Here is an 18,220-nt window from a genome sequence, read left to right as displayed (position 1 = left end):
ATCATCCTAAGCTTTTTATTTTTGGAATTATGCCATAAGCATACGGAACAATTCTGATGTTTTCAACCGAGGTAGTGCGCATGCAGGTCTTCATCGCTTCTGCTAATTTATATTTAATATCCATATTTATTACACCTTTTATGAATTATTTGTGGTAGTTATATTGTGGTTGCACTGGAAAATAAGTGAAGCCATTTCTGGTACAGCCATATCAAAGTCATTCATTATCCATGTTCTAAGTACATTCAAAGAGCCATTCATTATAAATACGAAAATGTATTTATCTGATTTCATTTGGTTGAAATCAGGAACAGATTCTTTTACATGATTAGAAATCTTTTCTATGATGGCATTTTGAAAATCTATAGTATCGGTCTGACAGAGCAAGACTCCAAAGGTTTCTTTGCTGGATTTAACATAGTTAAGAAAGTTTTCTATAGATTCTATAGTATTAAAATCACCACCCAAATCTTCCAATGCTTCAAAGGATTTATCTAAAACTTCATTTTCAATATCTTTAAGCAGTTCAAACTGATCCTGATAGTGCAAATAAAATGTGGAACGACTCATTTCTGAAAGGTCGCATATTTCTTTAATAGAAATCTTTGTGATAGGCTTTTCAGCCATAAGTGAAAGAAGAGATTCTTTTAGTATTCTTTTGGTAACAAGAGTTCTTCTATTGTTTTTGACAGCCATTTTTATTTCTCCTTAATACATTTAAGAAAAAGTTTAGATTTTAAACGATACAACATTGCATCGAACAAGTTCTAAACACTACATAATTTTAAAAAGTGTAGTAAACAATACGTTCTAAAAAATATTGCAAGTTGTAAACTGTACACCGTGTCTATATTATACAGTCAAGAGCCCACAAAAACAAGCAAATGAAAAAGGAGTAAAACCATGAAGCAGGCAATATCAAGCTTTGTTGGGAGAATTAAGAGATGGAAAAGAAGTAAAAAAATAGTAACAGCAATTATTGTTCTGGTTTCTATTATTGCTGTAAAGATTTTATCAGCTCAGTTCTTATATTCGGAAATTGGATATAAGCCAGTTGATACAGAAGAAGAATTTAGAATGGCATTATCAGTAAGTCCATTTACAGCAACTGGATTTGATAAGGGCTATACATATGAATATGAAGGAAAGCAGATAACTAATATTGAACAGCTTGAAAAGCTTTATATGGAAAAAGGTGCTACAGAGATGTATGTACGAATTGCAACTAAGCGTCATGTAACAGATAAGGATGAGACAGATGGTGTAGTTGATACAAATGCAAATGTACATACCCTTGATCAAGGAATAGAGCTTTGCAAACTTGCAGCGAAGCTGAACATTCCAATCAACCCTGAGGTTATGTGTGCATATACATATATGGATATGGAAACACAACAGGCTCCACGATTTGAAGAATATCCAGAGATTTATGCATTACAGAATGGCAAGGATTGGAGCGAGCTTTCACTTGATGAAATCAATACAGTCTTACATGCATATGGAAAATTTTTGGCAACTGAGATTTTAAATACAGGTTGTACAGTGGATAACTGGAATCTGGGTAACGAGGCAAACTTTGGCTTCGCTGGAGTAAGCCTTGGCCTGAAGACTGCAGTTAATCCTAAGCTTGAAAATGTTCCTGATTTTGCTAGATATTTGCTTCCGCTTTTTAATCCAAGATGGTTGGAAAAGAATATATGGCAATATAACGCCAAGGAATTTGTAGCAGTGAAGTCAGGAATTCTAGAAGCTTATGAGGAACAAGGAATTGATTCAACTAACGTAAAATTCTCTACTCATATAGCAACAGTAGTTATGACTCCAAATTCAAGTGCAAGATATTTTAACTGTATGGCAAAAAATGGATATGCAGTGGATACAGCAGGTATCAGCTATTATCCAAGTGCTCCTTCTATGTACAAGGATTCTACAATCCTATTTAAGAAGACTGTTATGGCTATAAATAAAAAATGTGGAGTCCCAGTATTCATTGGTGAGTTCTCATATCCTTCTGGAGAAATGTCAGGAGCATTTGCAGGATGGAATAAGGCTACAAAGGGATATGCCAATAGTGAAGAGGGACAAGCTGCAATCTACAAGGATGTTGTTGAGTGGGGCAAGACACATGGAGTGATTGGTATTAGATATTGGGCTGCCGATTATGAGGATTGGGGCACAATGCCAATGTTTAATTTTGATGAGAATAAGCATGGAACTCCAAAGGAGAGCCTACTTATAGATATTAAGTAAAAGGATAGCAGAAGATGGATGTGATTATGAGATTATTGCCTGCGACATACCAAATGGTAAGCATAGAGTTGAGAAGTAGTAATTGATAAAAACTCGCAATAAGCATATTTTTGGAAATCACCTATTGACTAGATAGGTGATTTCTTTTATATTATTCGCAGACTTAAATACTAGGCAAGTAGGTAATATAAAAAAAGGAAGGTAAAAGGATATGTTCGTATACGCAGATAACGCAGCAACAACTGCTGTTTCACCTAAGGTAGTTGAAGCAATGCTTCCATATTTTACAGAGGTTTATGGAAACCCATCCAGCCTCTATTCAGTTGGTCAGAAGGCTAAGGAGGTTCTTGAGGAATCAAGAGAGAGAGTTGCAAAGGTACTTGGCGCTTCACCAAGAGAGATTTATTTCACATCAGGCGGTAGCGAGGCTGATAATCAGGCTATCATTTCAGCAGCAAGAATTGGAGAGAAGAAGGGAAAAAAACATATCATCTCTACAAAGTTTGAGCATCATGCAGTGCTTCATACACTTCAGGCACTTGAGAAGGAAGGCTTTGAAATCGAGCTTCTTGATGTTCACTCAAACGGTGTTGTTACAGCGCAGCAGGTAGCAGATGCTATTCGTGAGGATACAGCACTTGTTACTATTATGTACGCTAATAACGAGATTGGTACAATTCAGCCAATCGCTGAAATCGGTGCAGTTTGCAAGGAGAGAGGAGTTCTTTTCCACACAGATGCTGTTCAGGCTGTTAGCCATGTTCACATCGATGTGAAGGAGCAGAACATAGATATGCTTTCTATTTCAGCTCATAAGTTCCACGGTCCTAAAGGCGTAGGAGTACTTTATGCAAGAGGCGGAATCGTTCTTACTAATGTAATCAACGGTGGTGCTCAGGAGAGAGGTAAGCGTGCAGGTACAGAGAATCTTGCAGGTATCGTAGGTCTTACTGTAGCTCTTGAGGACGCAGTTGCTCAGATTGATGAGACAAATGAAAAGCTTGCAAAGCTTCAGGACAGATTAATCGAGGGTCTTTCAAAGATTCCATATTCAGAGCTTAACGGTGACAGAAATCTTAGAGTTAAGTCAAACGTAAACTTCTGCTTTGAAGGAATCGAGGGAGAATCACTTCTTCTTTTGTTAGATGATAAGGGAGTGGCAGTTTCTTCTGGTTCAGCCTGCACATCAGGCTCACTTGATCCTAGCCACGTACTTCTTGCAATCGGCAGACCACATGAGGTAGCTCACGGTTCACTTCGTGTTTCTCTTGGCGAGGATGCTACAGAGGAGCAGGTTGATTACATTATCAAATCAGTTTCAGAAGTAGTTGAGTATCTTCGTGGATTTTCACCATTCTGGGGTGATTTAGTAAGTGGCAAGCGTCCACACGTTTTTTCAGAGCATAGCGTAGCTTAACTCATATATATATTTAGAGAGTAATTGGAGGAATAACAAAATGGCATTATATAGTGAAAAGGTAATGGATCACTTCAGAAACCCAAGAAACGTAGGAGTAATTGAGGATGCTTCAGGTGTCGGTGAGGTTGGTAACCCAGTCTGTGGCGACATCATGAAAATCTATCTTAAGATAAATGACGAACAGATTATTGAGGATGTTAAGTTTGAGACTTTTGGTTGTGGTAGTGCAATTGCATCTTCATCAATGGCAACAGAGCTTATTATGGGAAAGCCAGTTTCTGAGGCTCTTCAGCTTACAAATAAGGCTGTTACAGAAGCCCTTGATGGACTTCCACCACACAAGCTTCATTGTTCAGTTCTTGCAGAAGAAGCAATCAAGAGTGCAGTAAAAGATTATTATGATAAGAACGGTATTGAGTATGATCCAAAGGATTTCCCAGAGGAGCATGATTGTGAATCATGTCATATGCATTAATAAAGCCATTTATTTGCAAATAGAGGCTTAAATAAGTTAAAATAGTTTCTATCGAGATTTAGAAGGGAAACTATTAAATGAGTAATACAAACAAACAGCCAAAACCAAATGCTAAGGCATTACTTCCTATAGCATTGTTTTTGGCTTTATATCTTGGTAATGGAATTTATTTTCAATACATTTCACCAATTGAAGGGCAGATGGGATTTTACGTAGTCTCAGTGGTTCTGTCCTTTACTTTTGCGCTTATTCTTGCTTTTGCTCAAAACCGAGGAAAAAGCTTTGAAGAAAAGATTCACATCTGCGCAGAAGGCATTGGCGATGACAACATCGTGACAATGCTTTTTATTTTCATATTGGCAGGAGCTTTTAGTGGCGTAGCAGGTGAAGCTGGTGGAGCAGCATCTACAGCAAACCTTTTACTTAGTATTATTCCAGGTCGTTTTGCGATACCAGGGCTTTTTATTATTGCATGCCTTATATCTATGGCAATGGGAACTAGCGTTGGAACTATTTCTGTTCTTGCACCAATAGCATGCGCAGTTTCAAAAAGTGGAAATCTTAAGTTGGCTTTTTGTGTAGGTGTTGTAGTTGGTGGTGCAATGTTTGGAGATAATCTTTCTTTCATTTCAGACACAACAATCGCCGCTACAAAAACACAGGGCATTGCTATGAAGGAAAAGTTTGAGGCAAATCTTAAATTAGCACTTCCTTCAGCAATCGTTACTTTAGTAATTCTTACAGTCTATGCTTTTAAATCAGGCGGAGCTGCTATTGGTAATTATGAGTACAACATTTGGCAAGCACTTCCATATTTTATAGTTTTGATTTTATCAGTAATGTCTGTAAATGTATTTATAGTTTTATTGCTGGGATGTTTTTTATTTGTAGCCGTAGGAATTTTCACAGGCTCTCTTACATATGTGTCTGGCCTCTCATCAATGGGCACAGGTATATCTGGTATGTTTGAGACTATGATTGTTACAATCCTTGTTGCTTCTGTTGCGTCCTTAATTAGAGAGCATGGTGGCTTTGAGGCTATATTGTCATTAATTAGAAGTAAGGCTGGAAACAAGAAGGGAGGAATGCTTGGAATAGCTTTCCTTACAATGTTTATGGATTTAGCTACAGCCAACAACACAGTTGCTATTGTTATTGCGGCGCCAATTGCAAAGCATATTAGTGAAGAATATGGTGTGGAGCCAAAGAAGACTGCTTCACTTCTTGATACCTGTTCATGTATTATGCAGGGAATTATCCCTTATGGTGCGCAGCTTTTGGTAGCAGCTAATATTGCGAAGCTTGCCAGCTTTTCGCTTATTCCATGGCTAATATATCCTTTTGTGTTATTGGTATTTGTAGCATTTTCAATTATCAAAGAGAAATAGAATATTAGAGGTACGTATGTTAAATCAGTTTTCAAGAACTCAGCTTCTTCTCGGCAAAGAGGCTATGGAGACATTAGCAAACAAGCGAGTTGCTATATTTGGTATAGGTGGTGTAGGTGGCTATGTTTGTGAATCGCTTGTTAGAACAGGCATAGGCCATTTTGATATTGTGGATGATGATAAGGTATGTCTTACAAACCTTAATCGACAAATTATAGCTACTCGTAGCACTGTGGGAAAAGATAAGGTTCAGGTTATGAAGGAGCGAATGCTTGATATCAATCCTAAAGCTGATATTAATGTTCATAAATGCTTTTTCTTACCAGAGAATGCTGATGACTTCCCTTTTGAAGAATATGATTATGTGGTTGATGCAGTTGATACTGTGACAGCCAAGATTGAAATAATTATGAGATGCCAGGAGAAGGGCGTGCCTGTAATTAGTTGTATGGGTGCAGGCAACAAACTAGACCCTAGCAGATTTAGAGTAGCAGATATTTATAAGACAACTATGTGTCCTTTGGCGAAGGTCATGCGCCGTGAAATGAAAAAGAGGGGTGTAAAGAAGCTTAAGGTGGTATTTTCTGATGAGAAGCCAGTTACACCACAGGAAGATATGGCTATTAGCTGTAGGACAAATTGCATATGTCCACCAGGTGCTGAGCGAAAGTGTACAGATAGAAGAGCTATTCCTGGTTCTACAGCTTTTGCGCCAGCAGTTGCAGGATTAATTTTAGCCAGTGAGGTTGTTAAGGATCTAATTGCTGATATATAGCCTTCCCCTTGAGGGTTGCTAGGCTCCAGTGGAGCCTGTTTAGCAACGACCGAGCCGGGAGGCGAGACAAGCGGACCGCTTTAGCGATGGATGAGGTGTGATTATAATGACAAAAGAATTATTAGTAAAATATGACGACCTAAAAGCATATCTCAAATCCCTTGGTTCTGTTGCAGTAGCTTTTTCCAGTGGTGTGGATTCCACTTTTTTGCTTTATGCTGCACACGAAGCACTAGGAGATAATGCTATTGCACTTACAGCGTCATCATGCTCCTTTCCAAAACGTGAGCTGAATGAGGCTATAGATTATTGTAAAGCTATTGGGGTAAAGCATTTTGTGACAGAGTCGGAGGAACTTTCCATTGAAGGCTTTGCTCAAAATCCTACTAATAGATGTTACCTGTGTAAGCATGAGCTTTTTGAAAAGTTTATTGCTCTGGCAAAGGAACAGGGTATAACAAATATAGTTGAAGGCTCTAACTTAGATGACGATGGCGATTATAGACCAGGTCTTCAGGCTGTCGCAGAGCTTGGTATACTTAGTCCACTTAGAAAGATTGGGTTTACAAAGCAGGAAATAAGAGAGTTATCAGAGTATTTTGGACTGCCTACTGCAAAAAAGCAGTCCTTTGCATGTCTGTCAAGTCGTTTTCCTTATGGAGAGACTATCAGTGAAAAGAAGCTTGGAATGGTCGATAGGGCAGAACAGTTTCTTTTAGATGAGGGCTTTAACCAATTTAGAGTTCGCATTCATGGAGAGGATGTGGCACGAATTGAGGTGCAGCCTGAAGATTTTGCTAGATTTTTGGACACTGAATACAGAATTCGTATTTACGATATATTTAAAGAATATGGCTTCAATTATGTATCACTTGATTTAAAGGGATACAGGACTGGAAGCATGAATGAAGCATTAGGCCTTACTCTTGAGAAGAAGGTGTCATCGAAGCTGACGGATGAGGTGTAATTATTTTGAAAGAAATAACATATAAAGAATTAACTGAATTAGATAAAGAAAGCTACACTTTGGTTGATATTAGAAATGAAGGAAGCCTTAAATATGGAATTATTCCAGATTCCATCAGTATCACCCATGAATTATTTGAAACTGATATTGAGGGAGTAGTGGCTCGTCTTGATAAATCTAAAAAAGCCGTTTTGTATTGTACTCGTGGACAGGTTTCCTTGGAGGATGCTGAAACACTTTGCGATTTTGGATTTGATGCAGTAAGCCTTGCTGGTGGATACAATAGTTATCTTTCGGCTTTAATGGAACAACAGGATAATGCAAAAGAAGACGAGTTGGCTGAAAAAACTGCTGAGATAGAGTTAAGCATAAGAAAGAAATTTCATAAGGCTATTTTTTCACCTTTTGCAAAGGCTTGTAAAGAGTATGAGCTTATTAAGGAAGGTGACCATATTTGCGTTTGTATTTCCGGGGGCAAGGATTCAATGCTTATGGCAAAGCTTTTTCAGGAGATTCAGCGTCATCGAAAAGTGAACTTTGATTTGACATTTCTTGTTATGGATCCTGGATATAGTGAGGTTAATCGTAAGCTTATTGAAAGTAATGCTAAGCTTATGGGAATTCCAATCATCATATATGAATCTGACATTTTTGATGCAGTAGACACAGTAGATAAAAATCCATGCTACCTGTGTGCTAGAATGCGTCGAGGTCACCTTTATGCAAAAGCGAAGGAACTTGGCTGCAACAAGATTGCCCTTGGACATCATTATGATGATGTTATTGAGACAATTCTTATGGGTATGCTTTATGGGGCTCAGATTCAGACTATGATGCCAAAGCTTCATTCAACAAACTTTGAAGGTATGGAGTTGATTCGTCCGCTTTACCTTGTGAGACAGGACGATATTATTGCTTGGCAACGATACAATGGTCTTCGTTTCTTGCAGTGTGCTTGTCATTTTACTGAAACCTGTGATAGTTGCTCTGTGGATGGAACCAGTGCATCAAAGCGTCTTGAAACAAGAAATCTTATAGCTGAGCTTAAGAAGGTAAATCCATATGTGGAATCTAATATTTTCCGCAGTGTTGAAAATGTAAACCTTGCTACAGTTATTGCCTATAAGCAAGATGGAGTTCGTCATCATTTTCTTGATTCTTACGATGAAATCTAGCATATTCGTTGACAAATTCTTTAGGGCTTAATACAATATTACCTAGTTGACCAGTAGGAGAATAGGAGCAGGTAAATTATGACACTTCAGCAGGTATTATACGCACTTACAATTCAGGAATATGGTTCAATGAACAAGGCTGCAGAAAAGCTTTACATTGTTCAGCCTACTCTTACAAGTGCCATTCAGGAACTTGAAAATGAGGTGGGAATTACCATCTTTATGCGTACCAACAAGGGTGTCATAGTTACACCAGAGGGAGAGGAATTCCTTAACGATATTAGAGGCTTTTATCGTCAATACGATATGGTAATGCAAAAGTATAGTGGAGAGGGCACTTACAAAAGAAAGTTTGGTGTTTCAACTCAGCATTACACCTTTGCTGTTCGTGCCTTTGTTGATATGGCAAAGCAGTATGATATGAATGAATTCGACTTTGCCCTTCGAGAAACCACCACTATGGATATCATAAAGGATGTAAGCTCTCTCAAAAGTGAAATTGGTATCCTTTATATCAACGAGCTTAATCGTAAGGGACTTAATCGTCTTTTTACAGAGCATAGCTTAGAGTTCCATTCTCTTATTAAATGTAAAGCCTTTGTGTATTTGTGGCATGAACATCCACTTGCAAAGATGGAATCCATTGGTATAGAGGATTTGGAGGAATATCCATGTATGTTCTTTGAGCAGGGAGATAACAGTGAGTATCTTGCAGAGGAAATTCTTAGTGAAAACTTCTATCCAAAGATGCTTCGTGTAACAGATCGTTCTACAATGCTTAATCTGGTACGTGCTCTTAATGGATACACTCTTTGTTCTGGAATTATATGGGGAGACCTTAATGGAGATGGATATATAGTTGTTCCTTTCCGTGGTGATGAAGAAAATCCTAACAGAATAATGGATATTGGATATATTACAAAGAAAAATACTGTTATGTCTAAGATGGGGCAGCAGTTTTTAGAAGAAGTAAACAATGCCTTAGATCAGATTGATAAATCTGTTATCTATGAAGAGGATTAAAATAAAAACTCAGGATTCGTAAATACGAAATTCCTGAGTTTTATTTTTTTATGAATTAACTAAATCACTGAGCTTCTTTCCATAGAAGAAGTCTCGTTCTAGCATATAGAACTCTGTCCACATTGGAAGTGTCTTGCAAACCGATTCTCTTGGACATTGCATATTTTCGTCTGCTAAGCAAGCTACAGGAGAAAGGCTACCTTCCATTAGCTCTATGATTTCACCTACGGAATATTCATCAGGCTTTCTGGTGAGCTGATAGCCACCGCCTTTTCCACTGACACCTTTTACAAAGCCGCCGTGTACAAGCTCCTTTACAATAATCTCTAGATACTTCTTTGAAATATCCTGACGTTCAGCAATATCCTTTAATGGAATGTATTCCTCAGGATTCTGCTGTGACAAATCTATCATAACACGTAGTGCATATCTTCCTTTTGTACTAAACATATAACAACCTCCATGTATGTCTGTTACACTCGTTAGTTACAGACGCATCTAATTATTTACACTATTATACGATAGGTTAGTAGGCGAATCAAGATACGCACTGTACGCTAGTTATAAATTGATTTGATAGCGGGCTATAGATTTTGACGATTATTAAACCTATTGACTCAGTAGGCAAATAGGTTTAACATACCAACATGTAAAGCAGATGAGACAAAAAAGACTTGCTAGAAAGGAGGCCAGCATGAAAAGTGTACTTTGTTTTGGAGATTCTAATACATATGGATTAAAGCCAGATGGTAGCGGAAGATATGATAAGAATGAAAGATGGACAGGTATTCTTTCAGAGATGCTTGGTCATAGTGATTACGAAGTAATAGAGGAAGGGCTTGTTGGTAGAACTACAGTTTTCGAAGATAGCACAAGAATCGGTCGTAACGGTTCAAAGCTTCTTCCAGTATTGTTAGAAAGTCATGGTCCTGTTGATACAGTGGTGTTGATGCTTGGCACAAATGATTGCAAAACAGTTTATAATGCATCACCTGCACTTATTGCTAGGGGCACAGAAATTCTTCTTAAACAGATAAAGGCAAATAATAATAAGGCAAAGATATTGCTTTTGTCTCCAATTTATTTGGGAGAGCAGGTATGGAAGAGTGAGTATGACCCAGAGTTCGACGAGAAATCAGTGGTTACTTCCAAGGAGCTTAAGGCAGTGTTTGCAAAGCTTGCAGAGGAATTTGACTGTATGTTTTTGGCAGCATCTGATGTGGCGAAGCCTTCAGAAACAGATCAGGAACATATGGACGTTGATAGCCACAAGTTCCTTGCAGAAGCTGTATATAAAAAATTGATAGCAGCATAATAATCATAATAAAAAGTAGAAAAGAGGAAGAAAAGAATGAATAAGAAATTAGTAAAGAGATTAACAGGTGGACTTTTAGTGGCTGGACTTGTTGGAGCATCACTTACAGGTTGCGGTTCTAGCTCATCATCTAGTGATGTGGCAGCAACAGGAGAAGACACAGTAGAGGCTGGTTCAAATGCAGGTTTTAGAACTTTAGATGAGATTAAGAAAAGCGGCACAATCAACATTGGTGTTTTCTCAGATAAGAGCCCATTTGGTTATGTAGACGAGAACGGTGAGTATGCTGGTTACGATGTTTATTTTGCAGAGCGCATCGGTGAGGATCTTGGTGTAGAAATCAATTATGTTTCTACAGAGGCCGCAAACAGAATTGAATACCTTCAGACAGGAAAGGTTGATATTATCCTTGCAAACTTTACAGTTACAGAGGAACGCGCTCAGGAGGTTGATTTCGCACTTCCATATATGAATGTAGCTCTTGGTGTTGTTTCACCTGAGGATGCAGTTGTAGAAAGCCTTGATGATCTTGGAGCAGATGATCAGATTATTGTAATCTCTGGTACAACAGCAGAGACATATCTTACAAAGAATTACCCAGATATCAAGCTTCAGAAGTATGATGCATACGCAGAGGCCAAGACAGCTTTTGAAAATGGTAATGGTGTAGCATGGGCGAACGATAACACTGAGGTTATAGCGTTCTCATTGGAGAATGAGGGTTACACAGTAGGTATTCCATCACTTGGTGACCAGGATACAATTGCACCAGCTGTAACAAAGGGAAATGAGACACTTCTCAACTGGCTTAACGAGGAAATTGAGACTCTTGGAACAGAGAACTTCTTCCATGCTGACTATGAAGAGACACTTCTTGATACTTATGGTGCTGAATACGAGGAGACTCTTGTATTAGAGGGTGGTAAGTAAAAAAATCGTATTTACGATATGAAAGGAACAGTTAACCTGAAGTAATGGATAAGGATATTCTTATTGAATATCTCCCACTATACAAGGAAGCACTTTTATTAACACTAAAAATTGGATGGCAGGGCATAATTCTCGCTTTTGTGATTGGACTTATTGGCTCTGCCATCTTACATTTCAAAGTAGCTGTGCTTAAATCAATTGTGGGAGTATATATTGAAATTTTCAGAAACACACCTCTTTTGGTGCAGTTATTTTTTATTTATTTTGCTTTACCAAAGGTGGGAATACAAGTTACCGCAGAAGCCTGTGGTGTACTTGGCTTAGGCCTTTTGGGCGGAGCATATATGATTGAAACTTTCCGTAGTGGCTTGGAGGCAATCCCAGTCATTCAAACAGAAAGTGCGGAAAGCCTTGGTATGAATAATTTTCAGGTTTTATGGCATGTAATATTGCCACAGGCAATTACCATAAGCGTACCAGGACTACTTGCAAATGTTATTTTTCTTTTGAAGGAAACTTCTGTATTTTCCACAATCAGCCTTATGGACTTAATGTTTACAGCAAAGGATTTGATTGGAATGTATGCAAAAACAATAGAATGCCTTTTCCTATTGGTAGTGTTCTATTTAATAATGCTTCTTCCTATTTCTATCTTAGGAGCACTAGTAGAAAGGAGGATGCGTTATGGCCAGTTTGGGGATTGATGTTTTATTTAAAGGAACAAATTTCCTAAGACTTCTTCAGGGACTTTGGGTATCCATTGAAATTAGCTTGATTTCAGTAGTATTAAGCATCCTATTAGGTCTATTAGTAGGAGTTCTGATGACAGTAAATAATAAAGTCTTACATGCCATACTTAAGGTGTATCTTGAAACCGTAAGAATCATGCCTCAGATGGTACTATTATTTATAGTTTACTTTGGAACCACAAGAGTTTTTGGCTGGGATATGTCAGCTGAATCATCAGCTATATTCGTATTTACATTTTGGGGAACGGCAGAAATGGGTGATTTGGTTAGAGGATCAATAAAAAGTATTCCTACTATCCAGTTTGAATCTGCAGCAGCCCTTGGAATGGATAAGGTTCAGACTTATTTTTATATTATCCTTCCACAGACAGTAAGACGTCTTATTCCACTTTCTATAAATCTTATTACAAGAATGATTAAAACCACATCTCTTGTTATGATGATTGGTATTGTAGAGGTTTTGAAGGTGGCGCAGCAGATTATAGAAGCAAATAGAAAAACTTCTCCTAATGCTGCATTTGGAATATTTTTGGTGGTGTTTTTACTTTATTTTATTGTTTGCTGGCCAATCAGCAGGCTTGCAACATATTTAGAGAAAAGGTGGGCTTAGATGAGCGAATTATTAAAGGTTACACATTTACATAAAGAGTTTGGACCGAATGTAGTTTTAAAGGACATTAATTTGTCGGTAAAAAAAGGAGAAGTAGTTGTAATCATTGGTCCTTCCGGATGTGGAAAAAGTACCTTCCTCCGATGTTTGAACGGATTAGAGGAAATTCAAAGTGGAGTAATTACAGTGGATGGACTTCCTGTGGAAGCAGGAAAGCGTGATATTACCAAGCTTCGACAGAAAATTGGAATGGTGTTCCAGTCCTATGAATTATTTCCACATAAAACTGTTTTAGAAAATATTATATTGGCACCAACAAAGGTTCAGAAGAGAACAAAGGAAGATGCCACAAGAGAAGCTCTTGAATTACTTGATAAGGTTGGATTGGTAGACAAAAAGGATTATTATCCTCGCCAGCTTTCAGGTGGTCAGAAGCAGAGAGTGGCAATTGTAAGAGCACTTCTTATGCATCCTGATGTGATTCTCTTTGATGAGGTTACAGCGGCTTTAGATCCTGAAATGGTTCATGAGGTTTTGGAAACCATGTTAGATCTTGCTAAGAGCGGATCTACAATGCTTATCGTCACACACGAGATGGCATTTGCTGAGGCAGTGGCAGATAGAATTATCTTCCTTGATAAAGGAGATATAGTTGAAGAAACCAGCGATGTAAAGGATTTCTTTATTAAACCAAAAACTGAGAGGGCACAGAAATTCTTGAAAACCTTTGCATATGAATAATATATAAAGAACTTAAGTTGGTCAGTTCACCTTTATAGGTGGATTGGCCTTTTTTATAAAAACAGAATTCACTTGTTTATTGAGAGCATTTATCAAAAGTGAAAAAAGTGTGAAAAAGGTGTTGACGTAGAACTGATATTAGTATAATATAACCACAGTTAGAGATAACTAATACAAAAGAGGGCATACGGGGATGAGCGAAGAAGTATTTTACTTGTTACAGACTATGGACAGAAAAAGAATTGAACTACAGATTGTTTTACAGTGTGCACCAACGATTGCTGGTCTTAAAACATCTAATTTTCTTATTGTTCCAAAAGAACAGGAAGAACAAGTTAGAATGGTAATGAGATACACAGGCTTATTTAGCTATAGATTGGTGTATGATGGAAATCGAGTCATCTTTTTGGTTTTTAACAAGCAGAAACTTTTAGAATACTTATCTCGCGAGGATGTTAAAAGATTCCTTAAAAACTATGGATATTCGGACAAAGCTTTTGGTTATTCCTTAAGATTTTTCCAAGAGAGATATTCAAAGTTTGTAGAGTCGAGAGAAGACTTTCCTCATGAAGCCGGAGTTTTTCTTGGCTATCCACTCTGCGATGTTAAAGGTTTTATCTCTAAAGGGGGAGAGAATTACAGGGCATCAGGTTATTGGAAGGTATACGGGGATACCGAAAACACCTTGAAGTTATTTGAAAAATTTGATGATGCGAAAGATGAAATGGTTTGCATGCTTTCAGAAGGAAATTCCCTGCACGAGATTATTAGAAGTCAAAACACTCTTTTGAAGGTTGGATGACAAACAGTTTCAAAGAAAACAAGGAGAGAGTAAAAATGAGCAAAGTGAATGTTGTTTTTTGGTCTCAGTCAGGAAACACTGAAGCTATGGCAAATGCTGTTGGCGAAGGTGTAAAAGCTGCTGGTGGCGATGCAAATGTTGTTTATGTTGGTGATGCTTCTTTAGATGAATTAAAGAATGCAAAAGCCTTTGCTCTTGGTTGTCCAGCAATGGGCGCTGAGGTTTTAGAAGAAGGTGAAATGGAGCCTTTTGTTACAGATTTAGAGGGTTTTGTTTCAGGTAAGACTATTGGTCTTTTCGGTTCCTATGGATGGGGCGATGGCCAGTGGATGCGTGACTGGGTTGATCGAATGACAGCCGCAGGCGCAACTGTAGTAGGTGGTGAAGGTGTTATCTGTCAGGAAGCTCCTGATGGTGCAGCTGAAGAAGCGTGCAAAGATCTTGGAAGAGCCCTTGCTGCAGTATAATAATTAAATTTTGGTTATTTCTTATTCCCAAGTTTCTAACCGGGTTTCTTGGGAAGTTATTAGACTCCTTTTACAGCCCTCAGGTATGCCAGTGCCTGAGGGACTTTCTTTTGTTAGGATAAATTCGGTTGACATTGTGCTGGATTAACATTATGATTGCAGTTGAAAAATGCTTGGTAAAATTAATTAGGAGAAATTTAATGAGCAAGAATAAGAGTTTTAATAGAATAATTGCTCTAGTAGCTATTTTAGCTACTGTTTTTCTTATGCATTTTTCTGATTTGTATATTTCAGAGCATGCTAATCATCATTGCAATGATTCAGATTCATGTCCTGTTTGTACAATGCTTGTTCAGTGTCAGTCTAACCTTAAGACACTAAGTTCAGGTCTTTCATTAGTAGTTGTGGCGTTATTTGTTGTTGCCGCTGTTCTTGTAGAGGCTTCTAATTTTGATTATCAGTCTATTCAGACTACACTTGTTTCCCAAAAGGTTCGTTTAGATTCTTAAAATGCGTGCATAACTTAATAATTTTGCACACATGAAAGGATTATAAAACGAAATGAAAATGAAAAATTTAATATCGAAGGTGTTTACTCGAAGACTTCTTATCAGAAATCGTCGAATGTTGTCCCTTGCTGTTGTGGCTGCTATTTCTGCAGGTGCTTTTTCTGGGTGCGGAAATTCATCATCTGCTAGTCAGAAGATAGATGATGAAGCAGTAGCTATGTCTGATGCTAAGAACATCTCAGTCGTTACAACAATTTTCCCAGAGTACGATTGGGTAAAGGAGATTGTAGGTGATAACGGTAATGTGGATATCACTATGCTTCTGGATAACGGAGTGGATCTTCACAGCTATCAGCCAACAGCTGAGGACATTATGAAGATTTCTACTTGTGATGTTTTTGTCTATGTAGGTGGAGAATCTGATGACTGGGTAGAGGACGCTCTTAGTGAAGCTGTTAATGAAAACATGCAGGTTGTAAATCTTTTAGAGGTTCTTGGAGACTCTGTAAAGGAAGAAGAAGTTGTAGAAGGTATGGAAGCTGAGGAAGAGGAAGAAGAGGGTGAAGAAGGCGAAGAGGAAGGCCCAGAGTATGACGAGCATGTATGGCTTTCTCTTAAGAATAGCCAGGTGCTTGTAAGTGCTCTTGCAGATTCACTTGCAGCAGTTGATTCAACTAATGCTGATTCTTACAAGGCTAACGCAGATGCATATAATAATAAGCTTGCAGAGCTGGATAAGAAGTATGAGGATACAGTTTCAAGTGCGGCTACAAAGACAATTCTATTTGGCGACAGATTCCCATTTAGATATATGGTAGATGATTATGGCCTTGATTATTATGCAGCATTTGTTGGTTGCTCAGCAGAGACAGAGGCAAGCTTTGAGACAGTAAAATTCCTTGCAGACAAGGTAGATGAGCTTGGTCTTAAATCCGTATTTACGATTGAAAACTCAGACCAGAAGATTGCACAGACAATCGTAGAAACCAGCTCGTCTAAGGATGCAAAGATTCTTACAATCGATTCAATGCAGTCAACAACAAGTGATGATGTGGAAAAGGGCGCTACATATTTATCAATCATGGAAAACAATCTTGAAGTATTAAAAGAAGGAATTAATTAATGTCATTAATAAATATCACTAATCTAAAAGTAGGCTATGAAGGACAGCCAGTACTATCAGATATCAATTTAAAAATTGAAGCAGGAGATTATCTTTGTATTGTTGGGGAAAATGGTTCCGGTAAATCTACTCTAATGAAGACAATACTGGGGTTACAGGCACCAATATCGGGGAAAATAGAGTTTTCAGATGGGCTTGCTCAGACTGAAATTGGATACTTACCACAGCAATCAGATGTACAAAGAGATTTCCCAGCATCGGTTTTTGAAATTGTTTTATCTGGCTGTCAAAGCAGACTTGGACGCAGATTCTTTTACACAAAGGAGCACAAGGCAATAGCAGAGGAAAATATAAAAAAGCTTGGTATAGCAAAACTAAAAAAAAGGTGTTATAGAGAGCTTTCGGGAGGACAGCAGCAGCGTGTTCTTCTGGCGAGAGCTTTGTGTGCCACTAAAAGAATTTTGCTTTTAGATGAACCTGTGGCGGGATTGGACCCTCAGGTTACAGAGGAAATGTATGAACTGATAAAACAGCTTAATGACGAGGGGCTTACTATCATAATGATTAGTCATGATATTGCAAACGTTCAGACATACGCTACAAAAGTATTTGATGTTAACAAGATATCGCCAGCAGGGTCTGCTGTGTTAGGAGGTGAATCATTATGTTAGAAAAGTTAATGATGTATTTCGCCTTTCCGTTTGTTCGATATGCAGTTATTGTAGGAGTACTTATAGCACTGTGTTCATCCCTTTTAGGGGTGACTCTTGTACTTAAGAGATATTCCTATATAGGTGACGGTTTATCACATGTTGCATTTGGTGCTCTTGCTATAGCTTCAGTGGCTAATCTTACAAACAAGATGATAATTGTACTTCCAATTACTGTTTTTGCTGCCATTATGCTACTTAGAAGAGGACAAAGTGCAAAGGTAAAGGGGGATGCTGCTATAGCTATGCTGTCTGTAGGAGCATTAGCCTTCGGTTATATGCTGATGAATCTTTTTCCGACCTCTTCAAATATATCAGGTGATGTTTGCTCTACATTGTTTGGTTCAACATCAATCCTTACATTGACAGTTTCAGAAGTTTGGTTAAGCGTTGTTCTTTCAATAGCCGTACTAGTGATATTTATACTATTTTATAACAGAATTTTTTCGGTGACTTTTGATGAGAATTTTGCAAAAGCTGTCGGAACAAAGGTAGGCTTTTATAATCTTCTAATCGCAACTGTAATTGCTGTGATTATTGTGCTTGCAATGAATCTTGTAGGTTCATTGTTAATATCAGCATTAGTTATCTTCCCGGCCCTTTCGGCTATGAGTGTATTCAAAAGCTTTAGAGCTGTGACCGTCTTTTCTGCTGTTAGTTCTGTGATATGTGCATTTATTGGAATAATAGTTTCTATTTTGGCAGGTACACCTGTTGGTTCCACAATAGTTACTGCTGATGTTTTTTTGTTTTTTATATGTTATTTACTGGGAAAGATTAGAGGTTAGGAA

General features: G+C 38.0%; 21 protein-coding genes. 19 read left to right on the top strand and 2 right to left on the bottom strand.

All coding sequences use genetic code 11. The features are described from left to right. Positions 1-138 precede the first annotated feature (138 nt). Complete coding sequence (locus BLR54_RS04185; RefSeq protein ID WP_090417224.1) at positions 139-696, bottom strand: TetR/AcrR family transcriptional regulator; 558 nt, start codon at positions 694-696, stop codon at positions 139-141. Positions 697-903: 207 nt separating this feature from the next. Between BLR54_RS04185 and BLR54_RS04180 the strand changes: the two genes are divergently transcribed. The 8 genes from BLR54_RS04180 to BLR54_RS04145 all read left to right on the top strand — a co-directional run bounded on the left by BLR54_RS04180 (position 904) and on the right by BLR54_RS04145 (position 9,473). After that, positions 904-2,250, top strand: a complete 1,347-nt coding sequence (locus BLR54_RS04180) for a glycosyl hydrolase 53 family protein (protein WP_090417222.1) — start codon at positions 904-906, stop codon at positions 2,248-2,250. Positions 2,251-2,461: 211 nt separating this feature from the next. After that, positions 2,462-3,667 (top strand): cysteine desulfurase NifS, encoded by a 1,206-nt coding sequence (nifS, locus tag BLR54_RS04175; RefSeq protein WP_090417219.1) that lies wholly within the window; start codon positions 2,462-2,464, stop codon positions 3,665-3,667. Between the two features lie 40 nt (positions 3,668-3,707). Beyond that, a complete protein-coding gene (gene nifU, locus BLR54_RS04170) occupies positions 3,708-4,145 on the top strand; it encodes a Fe-S cluster assembly scaffold protein NifU (RefSeq protein ID WP_090417217.1) in 438 nt (145 codons plus the stop codon). Between the two features lie 77 nt (positions 4,146-4,222). After that, positions 4,223-5,533 carry a Na+/H+ antiporter NhaC family protein gene (locus BLR54_RS04165; RefSeq protein ID WP_090417215.1) on the top strand — a complete coding sequence of 437 codons (1,311 nt, stop codon included), beginning with the start codon at positions 4,223-4,225 and terminating at the stop codon, positions 5,531-5,533. A 16-nt stretch (positions 5,534-5,549) separates the two neighbouring features. Beyond that, complete coding sequence (locus tag BLR54_RS04160) at positions 5,550-6,308, top strand: tRNA threonylcarbamoyladenosine dehydratase (RefSeq protein ID WP_090417212.1); 759 nt, start codon at positions 5,550-5,552, stop codon at positions 6,306-6,308. A gap of 106 nt (positions 6,309-6,414) precedes the next feature. Beyond that, complete coding sequence (gene larE, locus BLR54_RS04155; protein ID WP_090417210.1) at positions 6,415-7,275, top strand: ATP-dependent sacrificial sulfur transferase LarE; 861 nt, start codon at positions 6,415-6,417, stop codon at positions 7,273-7,275. A gap of 5 nt (positions 7,276-7,280) precedes the next feature. Then, the gene (locus BLR54_RS04150) at positions 7,281-8,450 is read left to right on the top strand and encodes a PP-loop family protein (RefSeq protein ID WP_090417209.1); all 1,170 of its coding nucleotides are present in this window, start codon (positions 7,281-7,283) and stop codon (positions 8,448-8,450) included. 78 nt (positions 8,451-8,528) lie between these two features. Continuing rightward, a complete protein-coding gene (locus BLR54_RS04145; RefSeq protein WP_090417207.1) occupies positions 8,529-9,473 on the top strand; it encodes a LysR family transcriptional regulator in 945 nt (314 codons plus the stop codon). Between the two features lie 48 nt (positions 9,474-9,521). Here the strand turns inward: BLR54_RS04145 and BLR54_RS04140 are convergent, their stop codons facing one another. Next, entirely contained in the window at positions 9,522-9,923 is a 402-nt protein-coding gene (locus tag BLR54_RS04140; protein ID WP_090417205.1) for an RrF2 family transcriptional regulator, read from the bottom strand. A gap of 244 nt (positions 9,924-10,167) precedes the next feature. Between BLR54_RS04140 and BLR54_RS04135 the strand changes: the two genes are divergently transcribed. The 11 genes from BLR54_RS04135 (at position 10,168) to BLR54_RS04085 (ending at position 18,217) form a co-directional block, all read left to right on the top strand. After that, a complete protein-coding gene (locus BLR54_RS04135) occupies positions 10,168-10,788 on the top strand; it encodes a GDSL-type esterase/lipase family protein (RefSeq protein WP_090417203.1) in 621 nt (206 codons plus the stop codon). Positions 10,789-10,824: 36 nt separating this feature from the next. After that, on the top strand, positions 10,825-11,718 hold the full coding sequence (locus BLR54_RS04130; RefSeq protein ID WP_090417201.1) for a transporter substrate-binding domain-containing protein: 894 nt from the start codon (positions 10,825-10,827) through the stop codon (positions 11,716-11,718). A 44-nt stretch (positions 11,719-11,762) separates the two neighbouring features. Beyond that, positions 11,763-12,422: an amino acid ABC transporter permease gene (locus BLR54_RS04125; RefSeq protein ID WP_090417199.1), complete on the top strand. Its 660-nt coding sequence runs from the start codon at positions 11,763-11,765 to the stop codon at positions 12,420-12,422. Then, complete coding sequence (locus tag BLR54_RS04120; RefSeq protein WP_090417197.1) at positions 12,403-13,077, top strand: amino acid ABC transporter permease; 675 nt, start codon at positions 12,403-12,405, stop codon at positions 13,075-13,077. Before BLR54_RS04125 ends, BLR54_RS04120 begins: the two co-directional genes overlap by 20 nt. Further along, complete coding sequence (locus BLR54_RS04115; protein WP_090417195.1) at positions 13,078-13,818, top strand: amino acid ABC transporter ATP-binding protein; 741 nt, start codon at positions 13,078-13,080, stop codon at positions 13,816-13,818. It abuts the gene before it with no gap. A 193-nt stretch (positions 13,819-14,011) separates the two neighbouring features. Further along, the gene (locus BLR54_RS04110; RefSeq protein ID WP_090417193.1) at positions 14,012-14,620 is read left to right on the top strand and encodes a DUF3793 family protein; all 609 of its coding nucleotides are present in this window, start codon (positions 14,012-14,014) and stop codon (positions 14,618-14,620) included. A gap of 35 nt (positions 14,621-14,655) precedes the next feature. Next, a complete protein-coding gene (locus BLR54_RS04105) occupies positions 14,656-15,087 on the top strand; it encodes a flavodoxin (protein ID WP_090417311.1) in 432 nt (143 codons plus the stop codon). 200 nt (positions 15,088-15,287) lie between these two features. Further along, a complete protein-coding gene (locus tag BLR54_RS04100; RefSeq protein ID WP_090417190.1) occupies positions 15,288-15,596 on the top strand; it encodes a hypothetical protein in 309 nt (102 codons plus the stop codon). 58 nt (positions 15,597-15,654) lie between these two features. After that, the gene (locus BLR54_RS04095; protein ID WP_090417188.1) at positions 15,655-16,719 is read left to right on the top strand and encodes a metal ABC transporter substrate-binding protein; all 1,065 of its coding nucleotides are present in this window, start codon (positions 15,655-15,657) and stop codon (positions 16,717-16,719) included. Further along, on the top strand, positions 16,719-17,390 hold the full coding sequence (locus BLR54_RS04090; protein ID WP_090417186.1) for a metal ABC transporter ATP-binding protein: 672 nt from the start codon (positions 16,719-16,721) through the stop codon (positions 17,388-17,390). Before BLR54_RS04095 ends, BLR54_RS04090 begins: the two co-directional genes overlap by 1 nt. Beyond that, entirely contained in the window at positions 17,384-18,217 is an 834-nt protein-coding gene (locus BLR54_RS04085; RefSeq protein WP_090417184.1) for a metal ABC transporter permease, read from the top strand. Before BLR54_RS04090 ends, BLR54_RS04085 begins: the two co-directional genes overlap by 7 nt. Positions 18,218-18,220: the final 3 nt, after the last annotated feature.

It is taken from the genome of Pseudobutyrivibrio sp. YE44 (genome assembly GCF_900104335.1).
Taxonomy (GTDB): Bacteria; Bacillota; Clostridia; order Lachnospirales; family Lachnospiraceae; genus Pseudobutyrivibrio.
This window is presented reverse-complemented; position numbering and strand designations above follow the sequence as displayed.